Consider the following 15,638-nt stretch of genomic DNA (forward strand, 5'->3'; position numbering starts at 1 on the left):
TGCAACAAATTCAGTCTATTGATCGGGAGTCGCGTGAACAGCCTAATTTTTCGCACTGCGTCATCAGCATGTGGAAAGGCGCTGTCACAAAGATTCATGCATTGCCGGTAAACGATTCACGGCAAAGCACTTTTTCGGATTGTGCTTTGTGGAAAAGTTTAAATTTTATTTTTTTGCTTTGGGCTTTGCCGCAGCCGCAGGTGCGGCCTGTCCGGTCAATTCGGCAAGCCTGGCCTCGAGCGCGTCGATGCGGGCGGCCAGCCTGGTGTTTTCTTCGCGGGCCTTGGCAGCCATGTCGCGGGCAGCCTCGAACTCCTCGCGCTGCACCACATCCATGGTGTTGAGGATGCGCTCGGCCTGCCCCTTGAAGGCAGTCTCCACCTCGCGGCGCACGCCTTGTGCGGCACCCGCAGCATCGGTCATCAGCTTGGCGAATTCATCGAGAATGCGGTTCGGTCCGGTTGACATGGCAAATCCTCGCTTGCTCGAATTGACGTAGTGGCACTGCCTGCGGAATGCAAGAACGTTGAAGCTGGTGCGGCTTCATGTCGGACGCGATTTGGCTCACGGTCCGGCCGACAGATTGCTATTATCGCAAATGGATTCTTGGAACGACGGTTGCCGTGACGGACAGTGCGGACTTGGAGAAGCGCTTTGCAGCACTCGATGCAGCACTCGCAAAGGGCATTTCGGATGCCGATGCGGGCCGGGTCAAGCCTGGCGACGAGGTGCTGGACAGGCTTGAAGCCAAATACAGGGCAATGGCAGAGAGAACCAAGTGAAGTTACTGGTCTTCGCAGACCAGCGGCCTAGTTTTCCTCACGACTTGCTCAGGCAAGAGTCACTCTCATTCAGGATCAACCAATGGCAACGCCCCCGCGCCGACCGACCAATCCGATGGAAGCCGCTGAAGCGGCCTTCAAGCCGGTCAAGAAACCCGCGCCTCCCATTCGCGAACCCTCCGCCGCACCAAACGTTCGCGAGCTTGTCTCGATCAGGATCGATCGCGCCGTGCTCGACCATTTCCAGGAAGATGGCCCCGGCTGGCAAGACAGGATCAACGATGCGCTCAGGCAATTGGTCGCCGGCAAGCCGCAGGGTTGAGCCCATTATCTCTGACGATCAGGCTGTCGTCACCTTGCCTTGACCCAGCCAAAACCCTGCCGCATGGTCCGCGCCCTAACGCGAGCCCTCCCAGGAGATCCTGTTGAACGACTATTTCCCGCTGCCGATGGCGTCGCTGTCCTTCCCCAACATCGACCCGATCCTGGTTCAGATCGGCCCGCTGGCTGTGCACTGGTACGGCATCGGCTATATCGTCGGCATCCTGTTCGCCTGGTGGTACGCCAAGCGGCTCGTCACCAACACAAGGCTGTGGCCTGATGGCGTCTTGCCGATGAAGCCGATCGACCTCGACGATTTCATCGTCTGGGCCGCCGTCGGCGTCGTGCTCGGCGGACGCACCGGCTATGTGCTTTTCTACGATTTAAAGCGCTATATCGACCACCCGCTCGACATCTTCGCCGTCTGGCAGGGCGGCATGTCGTTCCATGGCGGCCTGCTTGGCGTCATCCTCGCCATGACGCTGTTTTCCCTCAAGCGCGGCATCCGCACCTGGACGCTGTTCGACGTGGTGGCAGCCGGCGTGCCGGTCGGGCTCGGCCTCGTCCGCATCGCGAACTTCGTCAATGCCGAACTCTGGGGTCGCGTGACCGACGTGTCGTGGGGCGTCGTCTTCTGCAACGAGCGTCTCCAGCAGACCGTGGCGGGTTGTGTCGCGGGCCTGGAGCCTCGCCATCCGAGCCAGCTCTACGAAGCGCTGCTCGAGGGCGCGGTGCTGTTCCTGGTCCTGCGCTTCCTCACCCATTCGCGGCTGAAGCTGAAGACGTCGCGCTTTGTCGGCGGCGCCTTCATTTGCGGCTACGGCCTGTCACGCATCTTCGTCGAGTTCTTCCGCGAGCCCGACCAGCAGCTCGGCTACCTCCTCGGCGGCTGGCTCACCATGGGCATGGTGCTGTCGCTGCCGATGGTGCTGGCCGGCATCTGGGCGATGGCCACCGCCAAACCGGCGCCGCAACCACAGCCGGCATGACACGGCTGAAGACCCGCATCGTCGACCTGATCGGCGCGCTCGGGCCCCTCCCCGTCAACGAGTACATGGCGCTCTGCCTTTTCGATCCCAGCGACGGCTACTACACCACGCGCGAGCCGTTCGGCGCCGCCGGCGACTTCGTCACCGCACCCGAGATCAGCCAGATGTTCGGCGAACTCGTCGCCGTCTGGCTCTATCAGGCCTGGCTGGCGATCGGCCGACCGCTGCCGGTCACCATCGCGGAGATCGGGCCTGGCCGCGGCACGCTGATGAAGGACATGCTTCGCACCCTGACGCGGCTCGATCCGGCTATCGCCGCCGGAGCGTCCTTCGCTCTGGTCGAGACCAGCCCGCGGCTAACCGAAATCCAGAAGCAGACGCTTGCCGAAAGTTCGGTTGAGCTCGGCTGGCACGAAACCATCGCCACGCTACCGCAGGCGCCATTGCTGATCGTCGGCAACGAATTGTTCGATGCCGTGCCGATCCGCCAGTTCATCCGCGCCGGCGCCGGCTGGCGCGAACGGGTGATCGGCCTCGATGTCTCAGACGAGTTGAGCTTCTTCGCCGGCGCTGGCTCGGTCGAGGCGACGCTGCTGCCGGAAGACGCCACCGAGGCGCCACAAGGCTCTATTTTCGAAATAGCACCGGCCCGCGCGGCACTGATGGCGACCATTGCCGAACGCATAGCCGACCACGGCGGCGCCGGGCTGTTCCCCGATTACGGCCATCTCCAGCCCGGTTTCGGCGACACATTGCAGGCCGTGCGCAGGCACGCCCCCGAAGATGTGCTGGCCAATCCCGGCGAAGCCGATCTCACCGCCCATGTCGACTTCGCTGCACTGGCCGCCGTCGTGCGGGCGCATGGCCTCGATGTGGAATTGGCGACGCAGGGCGACTTTCTGCTTGGCATGGGATTGCTTGAGCGAGCTGGCCAGTTGGGCAGCCAGGCAAGCCAAGAGGCACGACAAACCATTGCCGATGCCGTCGAGCGCCTGGCCGGACCCGACGGCATGGGCACGCTGTTCAAAATCCTGAAAATCCTGCCGCATCAGCCAGTCTGACCCTCAGAGATCGTTACAAGCCGTCCCGCGACGCCGCCTATGGTCGCATGCCTGCTTTTGGCCAATGCAAAGTCGACGCAGCAGCACTGTCGCAATCACTCGGCCGAACTTCGCCTTGACGAAAACGCCGGCGCGGACAACAAACCCATCCATGCTGAATCAGACCAAACCGGATCCTGTTCGCTCGCCGCTGCTGGAAGCGGCCAAGCCGCGAGGTATCCGCCATGGCTATTTCACCCGTATCGGCGGCGTCTCCGGCGGCATCTATCAGGGACTTAACATCGGCACCGGGTCGGATGACGATCAGATGCTGGTCGCCGAGAACCGCCGCCGCGTCGCTGCCTGGATGGGTGTGCCGGCCAGCCATCTCCTGACCGCGCATCAGGTCCACTCGCCCGATGTCGTTATTGCCAGGGAACCCTTTCCCGGCCCGCGGCCCAAGGCCGACGCCATCGTCACCGACCGGCCGGGCATCGCCATCGGCGCCTCGACGGCCGATTGCGGCCCGGTGCTGTTCGCCGATGCGCAAGCGCGCATCATTGGCGCTGCACACGCCGGCTGGAAGGGCGCTTTCACCGGTGTGCTTGAAAACACCATTGCCGCGATGGAAAGCCTCGGCGCCCGCCGTGAGCGCATCATTGCGGTTCTCGGTCCTTCGATCGGCCCCGACAATTACGAGGTCGGGCCGGAATTCGTCGCCCGTTTCGTCGAAGCCGATGCCGAAAACATCGGCTATTTCGCGCCTTCGGCCAATCCGGCGCATGCAATGTTCGATCTCAACCTCTATACGGTCGACCGGCTGAAGAAGGCTGGCGTGACCGCCGAGGGGCTTGGCCGCTGCACCTATGCCGAGGAGGATCTCTTCTTTTCCTACCGGCGCGCGACGCATCGCAAGGAACCGGACTACGGTCGGCAGGTTTCGGCAATTGTTTTGGAGAACGGATAATGGCGCTGCATTTCGAACGGTCGGAATTTGACGCCCGGCGTGACCGGTTGATGATCGAGATGACGGAAAAGAAGCTCGATGCTGTACTGCTTTTCGCCCAGGAGAGCATGTACTGGCTAACCGGCTACGACACGTTCGGCTTCTGTTTCTTCCAGTGCCTGGTTGTGAAGGCTGACGGCTCGATGGTGCTGCTCACCCGCTCGGCCGATTTGCGCCAGGCGCGCCACACATCGATCATCGACAACATCGTGCTGTGGACCGACCGCGACGGCGCCAACCCGGCGGTCGACCTGCGCAACCTGCTCAACGACCTCAATCTCCTCGGCGCCCGCATCGGCGTCGAATACGACACCCATGGCCTGACCGCCTTCAATGGCCGCCGCGTCGACGAGCAGCTGCAGACCTTCGGCCAGATCGCCGACGCCTCCGGTATTGTCGGCCGTCTGCGCCTGTTCAAGAGCCCGGCTGAAATCGCCAAGGCCGAAAAGGCCGCCAACCTTTCCGACGACGCGCTCGACGCGGCCCTGCCGCTGATCAAGCAGGGCGGCGACGAAGCGCTGATCCTTGCCGCCATGCAGGGCGCGGTGTTTGCCGGCGGCGGCGACTATCCGGCCAATGAATTCATCATCGGCTCGGGCATCGACGCGCTGCTCTGCCGCTACAAGGCCGCGCGCCGCAAGCTGACCAAGAACGATCAGCTGACGCTCGAATGGGCCGGCGTGTTCCATCACTATCACGCGCCGATGATGCGCACCGTGCTGACCGGCAAGGCGTCGAAGCGCCATCAGGAGCTGTTCGACGCCGCCCGCGCGGCTCTTCTGGCGGTCGAGAAGGCGATGACGCCCGGCAACACCTTCGGCGACGTCTTCGACGCGCATGCCCGCACGCTGGAGGCGCACAGCCTGACCAAGCATCGGTTGAACGCCTGCGGCTATTCCGTCGGCGCCCGCTTCACCCCGTCCTGGATGGATATGCCGATGTTCTACCAGGGCAATCCCGAGCCGATCGCGCCCAACATGACATTGTTCGCGCACATGATCATCATGGACTCCGAAACCGAGACGGCGATGACGCTTGGCCGCACCTACCTGACCACCGAATCCCAGCCGAAGCCGCTTTCACGCCATGATCTCGACTTGATCGTACAGTGAATCCATAATGGTTGGTCCACGCGGGGGCGTTCGCGACTAAGGAGTTTTCGGGCAGATGAGACGATCGCATGTGACGACCGTGTCATTGCTCGCAGCGCTTGTGCTGGCCGCTTGCACCAATGCCAAGGACGTCCTTGAGCCGTCCGCCATCACGCCGCCGGCAGCCTCGGCCCAACCGGCTCAGCCCTTGGCTGCCCCGGGCATCGCGCCCGCCGCCACACCAGCGCCGGCCGTCGGCGCCACGATACCCGCCAACCCCGCGCAGAGCGCCGCCGCTTTGTCGAAGACCCGGCTGCAGATCGCGCCGATCGTCGGCGCCTCCGTGGAAGCGGCAACGCCGCTGACGGCCGAACTGCAGACACGCGCCAAGCAGCGCGGCATCACCCTTGCCGGCAGCGCCGACCAGGCCGCCACCCATGTGCTGAAGGGCTACTTCTCGACCATGACGGAAGGCAAGGATACCACCGTTATCTATGTCTGGGACGTCTATGACCCCGCTGGCAACCGGCTACACCGCATCAATGGCCAGCAGAAGGCGCCCTCGGTCAACGCCGCCGAAGGCTGGCCCGCGGTTGCACCCGCTACCATGCAGGCGATCGCCGACCAGACGATCGACCAGTTCGCGGCCTGGCTCGGCGGCAGCGCCGGCTGATCCGCCTGTTACCGGCTTCCGTTCACTATTGACGTTTTTGAGATTAGCCGGCGGATTCCCGTCAACGAGGCTTGCAATACCGGCACGGCTCGCTACAAGCCCGTTTAGGGGGACCTCCCCATCCTTCGCCAGGAACGGTGCATGAAGCTTTTCGCGGGCAATTCCAACCGGGTGCTGGCCGAAGCGGTCGCCCGCTATCTCAATGTCCCGCTGGGCAAGGCCAGCGTCAGACGCTTCGCCGATCAGGAAATCTTCGTCGAAATCCAGGAAAACGTGCGCGGCGAGGATGTCTTCATCCTGCAGTCGACCTCGTTCCCGACCAACGATCATCTGATGGAACTGCTCATCATGATCGATGCCTTCATGCGCTCCTCGGCCAAGCGCATCACCGCGGTCATCCCCTATTTCGGTTACGCCAGGCAGGATCGCCGGGCCTCGGGCCGCACACCGATCTCGGCGAAGCTGGTCGCCAACATGATCACCCGCGCCGGCGTGGACCGCGTCTTGACGCTCGACCTCCATGCCGGCCAGATCCAGGGTTTTTTCGACATTCCGACCGACAATCTGTTCTCGGTGCCGGTGATGGCCCGTGACGTGAAGGCAAAATACAAACAGCTTGCCAATGTCGTCGTCGTCTCGCCCGACATCGGCGGCGTGGTGCGCGCCCGCGCGCTCGCCAAACGCTTCGACGCACAACTGGCCATCGTCGACAAGCGCCGCGAACGTCCCGGTGAATCCGAAGTGATGAACATCATCGGCGCGGTCGCCGGCAAGGATTGCCTGCTGATCGACGACATCGTCGATTCCGGCGGCACGCTGTGCAATGCCGCCGATGCGCTGCTCGCCAACGGCGCTACCAGCGTCACCGCCTATATCACCCACGGCGTGCTGTCGGGCGGTGCGGTCGCCAGGATCAGCGGCTCGAAGCTGCAGGAACTGGTGATCACCGATTCCATCCAGCCGACGCAAGGCGTGCTCGACGCCCCGAATATCCGCGTCATCTCCATCGCCGACCTGATGGGCGAGGCGATTTCGCGCACAGCGACCGAAGAGTCCGTGTCGAGCCTGTTCGATTAATCCATGTTGCCCAAAAGCGTGCCCCCGGGCCTGGCTCGGGGGTAATCTCGTTTTTGGAATCTGCCCCAAACCGTCGTGAAAGGAGCGCAGCTGATGCGCAATCGAATCAAGGCTGCAGGCATCGCAGGAATGCTTCTCGCAATCGGCATCGCCAGCGCGGCCTATGCGCCGACAATCGCTCCGGTTTCGACCGCGCAGGCGCAGACGGAATATCTTCCCACCGAAAAGGATTTCATCGGCAAATGGAGCATCGCAGGGTCGGCAATCCGGCCACCACGTGATCTGAAAGAGCCGGCGAAGCCCGACCAGGAAGCGGCTGCGACCGAATTTCAGCAGACTGTGACCGCCTTTTATGGCGCCTTCGACTATCTGGAGATCACGGCGGACGGCCGCTACAATTTTCACCAACCGGGTGACCCGGCATCGGGGCCTTGCGTCTGGTGCGGGACATGGTCGTTCAAGAACGATTCCGTGTGGCTCGAACTGGACACGGCACCCAGGCTCGACATCTACACCGAGGGCGGCGACATGCAGATGACCTACACGGCCGAGCCTGAAGAGACGTCACGATACAAATGGCTTGTTTTCAGCTGGACCAAGGCTGATTGAACTGAGGGGTGAGGCGTTCTCGCGCACGCCAACCGAAGCATCGGTGTCAAGCCCGATCTCCTGAGGCGGGCAGTCAGTCCATGGTTGCATTGTGCGAGGAGTTCACCATGGCCATACTGCCCCTCCAATCAACGGAGGAGTAGCAGATGCGGCGTAGGACTTTGCTCGGGCTCGCGGTTTCCATCGCAGCCACCCTTTCAGCACCGGCGGCCTGGGCCGCCGATTTTCCGGACCGGACCATCACCATGGTTGTCCCCTTTTCCGCCGGTGGCTCGACGGATCTGGTCGCGCGCCTGGTCGCCAACAAGATGTCCGAAAAGCTGGGCCAGCAGATTGTCGTCGAAAATGTCGGCGGCGCCGGGGGCAGCATCGGCGCTGCCCAGGTCGCCCGAGCCGAACCGGACGGCTACACGATCCTGATGGGCACGGTCGCAACCCACGCGCTCAACCCGCTGATCCTGAAGACAAAGCCCTACGATGCGGAGAAGGATTTTGCGCCGATATCGTTGCTCGTGCTGGTGCCAAACGTCCTGGTCGTAAACCCTGAATTCCCCGCCAAGGACGTCAAGGAACTGATCGAGATGCTGAAGAAGGACCCGGACAAATATGCCTACGCCTCATCAGGCAATGGCACCCCGCTGCATCTCTCCGGCGAGCTTTTCAAGACGATGGCCGGCGTCAGTATGCAGCACATTCCCTACAAGGGCGCCGGACCGGCCTTGAACGACGTTATCGGCAATCAGGTGCCGATGATGTTCGACAACCTCCCCTCTTCATCGGGCCATATCAAGAGCGGGACGCTGAGAGCGCTTGGCGTCACCACCAAGGAGCGCGTTCCCTCCTTCCCCGACATACCGGCCATTGCCGAAACCATTCCCGGCTATGAAACCTACAGCTGGAACGCTCTGTTCGCGCCCGCAGGCACGCCGCCGGAGGTCGTCGCCGTTCTTCAGAAGGCGGCAGTTGAAGCCCTGAAAGACCCTGATGTGATCGCCCGCATGGCCCAGTTCAGCGCCTCGATAGTGGCCTCCACCCCGGAAGAGCTTGGAGCGCATGTGAAGGCCGAACTCGCCAAATGGGAACCGATCGTCAAGGCCAGCGGCGTTCAGCTGGACTAGGGCCTACGACAAAGTGCTGCGGGCTTTTTCCTGGCGCTACGGCGCCGGGGCCTCAAGTCGAGGCTGAGCCCGCCGCATGCCTTCGTCGCGGGCGCCGCGCATATAGCCGCGCGGCGAGGCCCCGAGCATGCGCTTGAACATGGTTATGAATGCCGGCACGCTGTCATAACCGAGGTCGAGCGCCACCCTGGTGATCGGCTCGCCATCGGCGAGCCTGGGAAGTGCCGCAAACAGGCAGGCCTGCTGGCGCCAAGTCGACAAGGACAGTCCGGTCTGGCGCTGGAAGGCGCGGGTGAAGGAGCGCCGGCTCATCCCCGCGGCATCGGCCCACTCGTCGATCGTGGCATGCGGCGACGGTGCCGCCACGAAGCGTCGGCAGAGCGCCGCCAGCCTGGGATCAGACGGGAACGGCAGGCCGAGCGGCCGTTCCGGCAAGGTCGGGATCTCGTGCAGCAACAGGTTCATGATCAACCCGCCGCGGCCTTCCAGTTCGCCACCTTGCGGCAGCTTTTCCGATTCGACGATCAGGCTGTGCATCAGCTCGGTGACGCCGACGACACGCAAGCCTTCCGGCAGGCCGGGGATAGCGCCCGGCATGACATAGACCGAGCGCATCGAGACGTCGCCCAGCATTTCGACGGAATGCTCGGTGCCGGCCGGTATCCACATTGCGTGGTCGGGCGGCACCATCCAGCGCCCGTACCTGGTCGTCACCAGCACGACACCGACCAGCGCATGCAGCAGTTGGCTGCGGCTGTGGCGGTGTTGCGGCACGAGGTAACCGTCCGGATATTCGGTCGGCAAAGCCACCGCCGGCCCGGAAACCTCCTCCAGCCACTGCCAGCGGCTTTCGTGCAATCGGCCGAGATCGGCATTGCCGGCGCGGAAGATGTCCCTGCCATGTGGCATCGGCTATGGCCCACTTGCGAAACTATTGGACCAAACCACGAAAGAAGTCGCCTCGCAAGCGGCTTATAAGGCAGCCATCCCCAAGGCGCTCCGCAGGGGCGTCGCCCAAGCGCTTCAGACGAGCGTCCTTAAGGCGGTCCGCGGGAGCGGCCGCCAAGCCTGCCCGCGGGCAAACACCCGCCAAAAAGACCTCGGAGCCTGCCTTGACCGATACGACAGCCACCAGCATTGCACCGCAGCCAAGCGCCAGCCTCCCTTCAGCCCAGGCGACCGCCTTCACCGTCATTCTGGCGGTGAGCTTTTGCCACGGCATCAACGACATCATGCAATCGCTGCTGCCGGCGATCTATCCGCTGCTGAAAGAGAATTACGGTCTCGATTTCTGGCAGATCGGTCTTCTGACCTTCACCTTCCAGGTCACGGCGTCGCTGCTGCAGCCGGTCATCGGCATGATCACCGACAAGCGGCCAATGCCCTATTCGCTGCCCTACGGCATGGCGTCCTCGCTGATTGGCCTGATCGTTCTGGCCTATGCCGGCCACTATGCGCTGCTTCTGGTCGGCGCCTCGCTGATCGGAATCGGCTCGGCGATCTTCCATCCGGAATCCTCGCGCATTGCCCGCTTTGCCTCCGGCGGCCGCTTTGGCCTGGCGCAATCTTTGTTCCAGGTCGGCGGCAATTTCGGCCAGTCGATGGGGCCGCTGCTCGCTGCCTTCATCGTTGTGCCCTTCGGCCAGACCAGCATTTCATGGTTCGCCGTCGGGTCTCTGATCGGCATCATCGTTTTGTCGCGGGTCGGCGGCTGGTACAGCCGGATGCGCGCCGCGCAGGGCAATCGCAAGGCGGCAAGCTTCGTCTCCCCCTTCCCGCGCAAGAAGGTGATGGGAGCGCTGGCGGTGCTGACGCTGCTGGTGCTGACCAAGAACGCCTACATCGCCTCGCTCTCCAGCTACTACACCTTTTATTCCATCCATAAGTTCGGCGTGTCGGTGCAGATGAGCCAGGTCATGCTGTTCCTGTTCCTCGGCGCCTCGGCGCTGGGCATCCTGCTCGGCGGACCGTTCGGCGACCGCTACGGCCAGAAGGCGATGATCTGGTTCTCGATCGTCGGCGTGCTGCCGTTCACGCTGGCGCTGCCCTACGCCAATTTCGAATGGACGATGGTGCTGACGGTGCTGATCGGCCTGATCCTGTCCTCGGCCTTCTCCAACATCGTCGTGTTTGCGCAGGAGTTGGTGCCGGGACGTGTCGGCACCATCGCCGGGATCTTCTTCGGCTTCGCCTTCGGCATGGGCGGCATTGCAGCCGCCGTGCTCGGCGTCGTCGCCGACATGAAGGGCATCGATTTCGTCTTCCAGATCTGCTCGTATCTGCCGCTGCTCGGCCTGCTGACGGTGTTCCTGCCCAACATGAAGGAAGCCAGGAAGGCGCAAGCGGCGGCCAGATAAAAACCGGTCGATTTTGCGGATTTGACGCAGGGCGCGGCATTGCTGCGCCCTCTGTGATTCTTTCACCATGCGCTGGTTGAAAAGCCTGCTAGAGATAGTCATCAACGAAGGCTTGGGGCCTTCGACGTCTCTGGGGGATGACATGCGCAAGATCGTATTGGCCGTATTGGGTGTGCTTCTTGTTACCTTGCCGGCGACGGCACGCATCGTTCCCTTTCCGCCGGGTTTCAAGACGCAGTCCGTCGGAACCAACGGCACCAAACTCTATGTGCGCGTTGGCGGCAAGGGTCCCGCCGTCGTGCTGCTGCACGGCTTTGCCGATACCGGAGACATGTGGGGCGCCGCGGCCATCGCCCTCGCAAAGGACCACACCGTCATCGTGCCGGACCTGCGCGGCATGGGTCTGTCGGCCCACCCGGAAGCGGGCTACGCCAAGAAGAACCAGGCCGTCGACATCGCCGGCGTGTTGGATGCCCTGAAGATCGACAAGGCAGATCTCGTCACCCACGACATCGGCAACATGGTCGGCTATGCGCTCGCCGCTCAGTATCCCAAGCGCATCACCAAATGGGTTATCATCGACGCGCCGCTGCCCGGCATAGGCGACTGGGAAAAGATCAAGCAAAGCCCGCTGCTTTGGCACTTCAACTTCCGCGGCCCGGATATGGAGCGGCTGGTCGCGGGGCGCGAGCGCATCTATCTCGACCGCTTCTACAACGAGTTGTCGGCTGACCCCAAGAAGATCGACGAGGCGACGCGCAGGCACTACGCCAAACTCTATGCCCGCCCGCATGCGATGCATGACGCCTTCGAGCAGTTCAAGGCGTTTGACCAGGACGCGATCGACAACCAGGCGATGCTTGCCGCCGGCGGCAAACTGACCATGCCGGTACTGGCTGTCGGCGGTGAAAAATCCGCTGGCACTACGCAGGCCGATCTCCTGCGGCTTGTTGCGACCGATGTCACGGGCGGCATCGTGCCCGCTTCCGGACACTGGATCATGGAGGAAAACCCCGACGACACCGTCAAACTGATCACTGGTTTTCTCGATAAATAGGCACTGTCCCGCTGACATTTCGACGAAAGCAAATGCACCCGCCCGGCGGCGGGTGCCTTGCCTATCCAACTGGACGATGTCTATTCAACTGAACGATTCTACGCCTTGAAGAACGCCAGCAGGTCGGCGTTGATCACATCGGCGTGGGTGGTCGCCATGCCGTGCGGAAAACCCTTGTAGACCTTGAGCTCGCCCTTCGTGAGGAGCTTGACAGCCAGCAGCGCGGAGTCGGTGATCGGAACGATCTGGTCGTCGTCGCCATGCATGACCAGCACCGGCACGTCGATGGCCTTCAGATCGTCGGTGAAGTCGGTTTCCGAGAACGCCTTGATGCAATCATAATGCGCCTTGGTGCCGCCCATCATGCCCTGGCGCCACCAATTCTCGACGACAGCCTGCGACACCTGGGCGCCGGGGCGATTGAAGCCGTAGAACGGGCCGGCCGCGACGTCGTGGAAAAACTGGGCGCGGTTGGCTGCCTGGGCGGAGCGGAAACCGTCGAACACCTCGATCGGCAGGCCGCCGGGATTGGACGCCGTCTTCAGCATGATCGGCGGCACCGCGCCGAGCAATGCGGCCTTGGCGACACGGCCGCCGGAGCCGTACTTCGCGACATAACGGGCCACTTCGCCGCCACCGGTGGAATGGCCGACATGGATGGCGTTCTTGAGGTCGAGATGCGCTGCAAGCTCCGCGACATCGGCGGCGTAGGTGTCCATCTCGTTGCCGGTATCGGTCTGGGTCGAGCGGCCATGGCCGCGCCGGTCATGGGCAATGACGCGGTAGCCCTTGGACAGGAAGAACAGCATCTGGGCGTCCCAGTCGTCGCTGCTCAGCGGCCAGCCGTGATGGAAGACGATGGGTTGTCCCGTTCCCCAATCCTTGTAGAAAATTTCGGTGCCATCCTTGGTGGTGATCGTGCTGCTGCCGGGCTTGGTCATCTCGCTCTCCATTGATTGCTTCCGCGATAATCAATATCGCGATAACCATACGACTAGCGCAGGTCCAAATCCTTGTCTACAGAAAATATGTATCGCGATATCATTTTTCGTGGTACATATTGATGTGCTCAGTCGGCAAAGGAATGCCTCGTGCCTCTCCCGTTGGACAACCAGCTCTGCTTCACGCTTTACGCCACCAGCATGGCAATCAATCGCACCTACAAGCCCATGCTGGACGAGATGGGCATCACCTATCCGCAATATCTCGTGCTGAACGCACTTGCCGAAGCCGGCGGGATGTCGGTCGGCTCGATTGCGCACAGGCTCGCTTTGGAATCGAGCACCATCACGCCGCTGGTGAAGCGCATGGAACAGGCCGGTCTCGTCACCCGCCAGCGCAGCCAGACGGACGAGCGCCAAGTGCAGGTCGACCTGACGCCTGCCGGCCGCGCGCTGCTCGTCCAGTGCAACTGCCTCAACGAAACCCTGATCGAACGCTCGGGCATGACGATGGCTGATCTCGATGCCTTGAATCGGCGGATCCAGGCGCTGCGCGAAGCGTTGAGCAGCAAGCCGGACTAGCTGCCCTACAAACACGCCAGGCTTAATCCTTGCCGGCCAGCCAGCGCACGACGTTGCCCATCAGCTTGCCGTAGAGCGGCCAGCCGAGAAAGTCCTGCGACAGCCAGTGCGGGCCGATATCCGTCGCCCAGGCGACAGTGCGGCCACGGCCATGCTCACGAACCGCAAGCAGCGGCCAGTCCGTGCCGCGATACTGGCAAGTCGCCAGAAGCTGGGACGAGCCGTCGCGCCTGAAATCGAGTTTGTTCATGCCGAGGATCGGCGGCAACGGACCCGCGACACCGGCAAGGATCGGATGCGACGCCTGAAGGATCGACGGCTGCAGGCCTTGCGGCACTTCCAGCCCGTCCGAGAATGGCAGGCAGCGCACGGGCAGCACGTCCTCGACCGGGGTGTCGTGGAAACGCGCCGTGCCGAACATGCCTTGGAACCCCATATAGCCGCCGGCCAGCATCAGCCCGCCGCCGCCTTCGACATAGGCCTTGAGGACGTCGAGGCGGTTGACGCCGATGCGCCCGGCGCGGGCCTCCGGCGTGACCAGCAAGGTCAGCGCGCCGACATCGGAGATCACCACCGCCTGGTATTCGGCCAGCGCGTCGAGGTCATACGGAAATTCGGCCGCACAGCGATCGCCACCGATCTGCGTCACCGCTATGCCCTCTGCGGCAAGGGCGGCATTGAAGGCCGTCGCGCCATTCACCCATGTCGCACTTGTCAGAACGTCGCCGCCGGCAGCGACCGACGTCGTCGCCGCGAAGGTCTCGCCTGCCAGCAAAAGTTTCATCGTCGCCCTCACGCTTTTCGACTGAGGATTGAAAGGCGAGCGCCGGCTCGAGCCGGCGCCCGCAAAGCCTTGGGAGGCTTAGAGCAATTCCAGGAAAAGTGTGACCGGTTTTCCGTCCGGAATTGCGTAAAACAAAGGGATAGAGCGGTTCGCCGTTTCCGTGAAACGGTGAAACGCTCTAGAACTTAAACTCGGCCAGATTTTCCGGCGTCACGATCTTGGCCGGGCCGAGGATCAGTTCGCCGCTGGCCCCGATCGTGTATTCGCCGAGCCTGCCCGCCGTGAACTTCTCACCTTCCTTGCCGGTGATCTTGCACTGCGCCAGCGCCTGGGCCGCCTGATAGGTCAGGTAGCCGAGATCGGTGACATTCCACCAGATGTCCTGGGCGGCGCCGTCCTTGATGTATTTCGAAATCAGAGTGGCCGGCGCAAGGCCGGTCAGCTTGACCTTGCCGATCATGCCGGCTTCCTCGAGTGCGCGCGCGGCCGCCGGAAGGCCTATGCCTGCCGGCACGATGATCACCTTGAGATCCGGAAACGCCTGCACCAGCGCCAAGGCCTGCTGCTGGTTGACCTGCTCGCTCTCCTCGCCATAGGCGACCTGCACCAGTTTCATCTTGGCGTATTTCGGCTCTGCCGCCATCTTCGCCTTCATGAAGTCGATCCAGGCGTTCTGGTTGGTCGCCGTCGGCGTCGACGACAGGATGGCGAACTCGCCTTCGCCGCCGCTGAGGTTGAATGCGCTTTCCAGCATCATTTCGGCCAGACTGTCGCCCTTCACCTGGTTCACGAACACCGCGCGCGCATCGGCCGCGACGTCGGAATCGTACGATATCACCCGGACGCCTTGCTGAACGGCGCGCTTCAGCGCAGGCGCAACCGCATTGGCGTCGTTGCCGGCAATAGCGATGACCCCGACCTTCTGCGACACAAGGCTGTTGATAAATTCGATCTGTGCCTCGGCCGTCGCCTGCGACGGGGCGACCTGGGTGGCGGTGCCGCCAATTTCCTTCGCAGCCTCCTCGGCGCCGCCGAAAGCCACCTTGAAGTAGGGATCGGTGTCGAGCTTGGGCAGGAAGCCGACCGTTACAGGTTCCTTGGCGCATTCCTGGCTGTATGCCAGCGAGGCCGGCGCAAGCAGAACCGCGGATGCGAGCAGGGCTATTCTAAACGCTTTCATTGTGTCTCCTCCGTCAGAATTCGGGCTTGAA

General features: G+C 62.8%; 18 protein-coding genes. 13 read left to right on the forward strand and 5 right to left on the reverse strand.

Going from position 1 to position 15,638, the window contains the following annotated elements; translation table 11 throughout:
* Positions 1–165 precede the first annotated feature (165 nt).
* Complete coding sequence (locus X757_RS163115; protein WP_023711152.1) at positions 166–468, reverse strand: accessory factor UbiK family protein; 303 nt, start codon at positions 466–468, stop codon at positions 166–168.
* A 155-nt stretch (positions 469–623) separates the two neighbouring features.
* Between X757_RS163115 and X757_RS1000000167665 the strand changes: the two genes are divergently transcribed.
* From X757_RS1000000167665 to X757_RS163075, 10 genes are all read left to right on the forward strand, one after another.
* On the forward strand, positions 624–782 hold the full coding sequence (locus X757_RS1000000167665) for a hypothetical protein (protein WP_245259839.1): 159 nt from the start codon (positions 624–626) through the stop codon (positions 780–782).
* 82 nt (positions 783–864) lie between these two features.
* On the forward strand, positions 865–1,104 hold the full coding sequence (locus X757_RS163110; protein ID WP_023683720.1) for a BrnA antitoxin family protein: 240 nt from the start codon (positions 865–867) through the stop codon (positions 1,102–1,104).
* 103 nt (positions 1,105–1,207) lie between these two features.
* Positions 1,208–2,092 (forward strand): prolipoprotein diacylglyceryl transferase, encoded by an 885-nt coding sequence (gene lgt, locus X757_RS163105; protein ID WP_023713942.1) that lies wholly within the window; start codon positions 1,208–1,210, stop codon positions 2,090–2,092.
* Positions 2,089–3,153: a class I SAM-dependent methyltransferase gene (locus X757_RS0133055; RefSeq protein WP_031237653.1), complete on the forward strand. Its 1,065-nt coding sequence runs from the start codon at positions 2,089–2,091 to the stop codon at positions 3,151–3,153. Before lgt ends, X757_RS0133055 begins: the two co-directional genes overlap by 4 nt.
* A 151-nt stretch (positions 3,154–3,304) precedes the next feature.
* Positions 3,305–4,099: a peptidoglycan editing factor PgeF gene (gene pgeF, locus X757_RS163100; protein ID WP_023705898.1), complete on the forward strand. Its 795-nt coding sequence runs from the start codon at positions 3,305–3,307 to the stop codon at positions 4,097–4,099.
* Positions 4,099–5,250, forward strand: a complete 1,152-nt coding sequence (locus X757_RS163095; RefSeq protein ID WP_023724952.1) for a Xaa-Pro peptidase family protein — start codon at positions 4,099–4,101, stop codon at positions 5,248–5,250. The genes pgeF and X757_RS163095 overlap by 1 nt, the downstream gene beginning before the upstream one ends.
* A 55-nt stretch (positions 5,251–5,305) precedes the next feature.
* Entirely contained in the window at positions 5,306–5,902 is a 597-nt protein-coding gene (locus X757_RS163090) for a hypothetical protein (RefSeq protein WP_023724953.1), read from the forward strand.
* Between the two features lie 141 nt (positions 5,903–6,043).
* Positions 6,044–6,979: a ribose-phosphate pyrophosphokinase gene (locus X757_RS163085; RefSeq protein WP_023686119.1), complete on the forward strand. Its 936-nt coding sequence runs from the start codon at positions 6,044–6,046 to the stop codon at positions 6,977–6,979.
* A gap of 93 nt (positions 6,980–7,072) precedes the next feature.
* Positions 7,073–7,588: a hypothetical protein gene (locus X757_RS163080; protein WP_023670049.1), complete on the forward strand. Its 516-nt coding sequence runs from the start codon at positions 7,073–7,075 to the stop codon at positions 7,586–7,588.
* A 146-nt stretch (positions 7,589–7,734) separates the two neighbouring features.
* Positions 7,735–8,706 (forward strand): tripartite tricarboxylate transporter substrate binding protein, encoded by a 972-nt coding sequence (locus X757_RS163075; protein ID WP_023691573.1) that lies wholly within the window; start codon positions 7,735–7,737, stop codon positions 8,704–8,706.
* 36 nt (positions 8,707–8,742) lie between these two features.
* On the opposite strand, the gene X757_RS163070 is transcribed toward X757_RS163075, so the two are convergent.
* Positions 8,743–9,615: a helix-turn-helix domain-containing protein gene (locus tag X757_RS163070; protein ID WP_023711149.1), complete on the reverse strand. Its 873-nt coding sequence runs from the start codon at positions 9,613–9,615 to the stop codon at positions 8,743–8,745.
* A gap of 203 nt (positions 9,616–9,818) precedes the next feature.
* On the opposite strand from X757_RS163070, the gene X757_RS163065 reads away from it, so the two are divergent.
* Together X757_RS163065 and X757_RS163060 are read left to right on the forward strand one after the other, a co-directional pair.
* On the forward strand, positions 9,819–11,063 hold the full coding sequence (locus X757_RS163065) for an MFS transporter (protein WP_023670046.1): 1,245 nt from the start codon (positions 9,819–9,821) through the stop codon (positions 11,061–11,063).
* A gap of 142 nt (positions 11,064–11,205) precedes the next feature.
* Positions 11,206–12,120 (forward strand): alpha/beta fold hydrolase, encoded by a 915-nt coding sequence (locus tag X757_RS163060; RefSeq protein ID WP_023711148.1) that lies wholly within the window; start codon positions 11,206–11,208, stop codon positions 12,118–12,120.
* A gap of 98 nt (positions 12,121–12,218) precedes the next feature.
* Here X757_RS163060 and X757_RS163055 read toward each other — a convergent pair whose 3' ends face one another.
* A complete protein-coding gene (locus X757_RS163055; protein ID WP_156933371.1) occupies positions 12,219–13,061 on the reverse strand; it encodes an alpha/beta fold hydrolase in 843 nt (280 codons plus the stop codon).
* 150 nt (positions 13,062–13,211) lie between these two features.
* Here X757_RS163055 and X757_RS163050 point away from each other — a divergent pair, with 150 nt between their 5' ends.
* On the forward strand, positions 13,212–13,643 hold the full coding sequence (locus tag X757_RS163050; RefSeq protein WP_023670043.1) for a MarR family winged helix-turn-helix transcriptional regulator: 432 nt from the start codon (positions 13,212–13,214) through the stop codon (positions 13,641–13,643).
* Between the two features lie 22 nt (positions 13,644–13,665).
* On the opposite strand, the gene X757_RS163045 is transcribed toward X757_RS163050, so the two are convergent.
* A complete protein-coding gene (locus tag X757_RS163045; RefSeq protein WP_023701577.1) occupies positions 13,666–14,427 on the reverse strand; it encodes a glutamine amidotransferase in 762 nt (253 codons plus the stop codon).
* A 178-nt stretch (positions 14,428–14,605) separates the two neighbouring features.
* The gene (locus tag X757_RS163040; protein ID WP_023701576.1) at positions 14,606–15,607 is read right to left on the reverse strand and encodes a rhamnose ABC transporter substrate-binding protein; all 1,002 of its coding nucleotides are present in this window, start codon (positions 15,605–15,607) and stop codon (positions 14,606–14,608) included.
* Positions 15,608–15,638: the final 31 nt, after the last annotated feature.

The sequence above is a fragment of the Mesorhizobium sp. LSHC412B00 genome (assembly GCF_000503035.1).
Classification (GTDB): Bacteria; Pseudomonadota; Alphaproteobacteria; order Rhizobiales; family Rhizobiaceae; genus Mesorhizobium.

Excerpts from the sequence above, each read along its gene's own strand:
- X757_RS163115 (WP_023711152.1), bottom strand. The coding sequence starts at position 468 with ATGTCAACCGGACCGAACCGCATTCTCGATGAATTCGCCAAGCTGATG.
- X757_RS163110 (WP_023683720.1), top strand. The coding sequence starts at position 865 with ATGGCAACGCCCCCGCGCCGACCGACCAATCCGATGGAAGCCGCTGAA.
- X757_RS0133055 (WP_031237653.1), top strand. The coding sequence starts at position 2,089 with ATGACACGGCTGAAGACCCGCATCGTCGACCTGATCGGCGCGCTCGGG.
- pgeF (WP_023705898.1), top strand. The coding sequence starts at position 3,305 with ATGCTGAATCAGACCAAACCGGATCCTGTTCGCTCGCCGCTGCTGGAA.
- X757_RS163095 (WP_023724952.1), top strand. The coding sequence starts at position 4,099 with ATGGCGCTGCATTTCGAACGGTCGGAATTTGACGCCCGGCGTGACCGG.
- X757_RS163090 (WP_023724953.1), top strand. The coding sequence starts at position 5,306 with ATGAGACGATCGCATGTGACGACCGTGTCATTGCTCGCAGCGCTTGTG.
- X757_RS163085 (WP_023686119.1), top strand. The coding sequence starts at position 6,044 with ATGAAGCTTTTCGCGGGCAATTCCAACCGGGTGCTGGCCGAAGCGGTC.
- X757_RS163080 (WP_023670049.1), top strand. The coding sequence starts at position 7,073 with ATGCGCAATCGAATCAAGGCTGCAGGCATCGCAGGAATGCTTCTCGCA.
- X757_RS163075 (WP_023691573.1), top strand. The coding sequence starts at position 7,735 with ATGCGGCGTAGGACTTTGCTCGGGCTCGCGGTTTCCATCGCAGCCACC.
- X757_RS163070 (WP_023711149.1), bottom strand. The coding sequence starts at position 9,615 with ATGCCACATGGCAGGGACATCTTCCGCGCCGGCAATGCCGATCTCGGC.
- X757_RS163060 (WP_023711148.1), top strand. The coding sequence starts at position 11,206 with ATGCGCAAGATCGTATTGGCCGTATTGGGTGTGCTTCTTGTTACCTTG.
- X757_RS163055 (WP_156933371.1), bottom strand. The coding sequence starts at position 13,061 with ATGACCAAGCCCGGCAGCAGCACGATCACCACCAAGGATGGCACCGAA.
- X757_RS163045 (WP_023701577.1), bottom strand. The coding sequence starts at position 14,427 with ATGAAACTTTTGCTGGCAGGCGAGACCTTCGCGGCGACGACGTCGGTC.
- X757_RS163040 (WP_023701576.1), bottom strand. The coding sequence starts at position 15,607 with ATGAAAGCGTTTAGAATAGCCCTGCTCGCATCCGCGGTTCTGCTTGCG.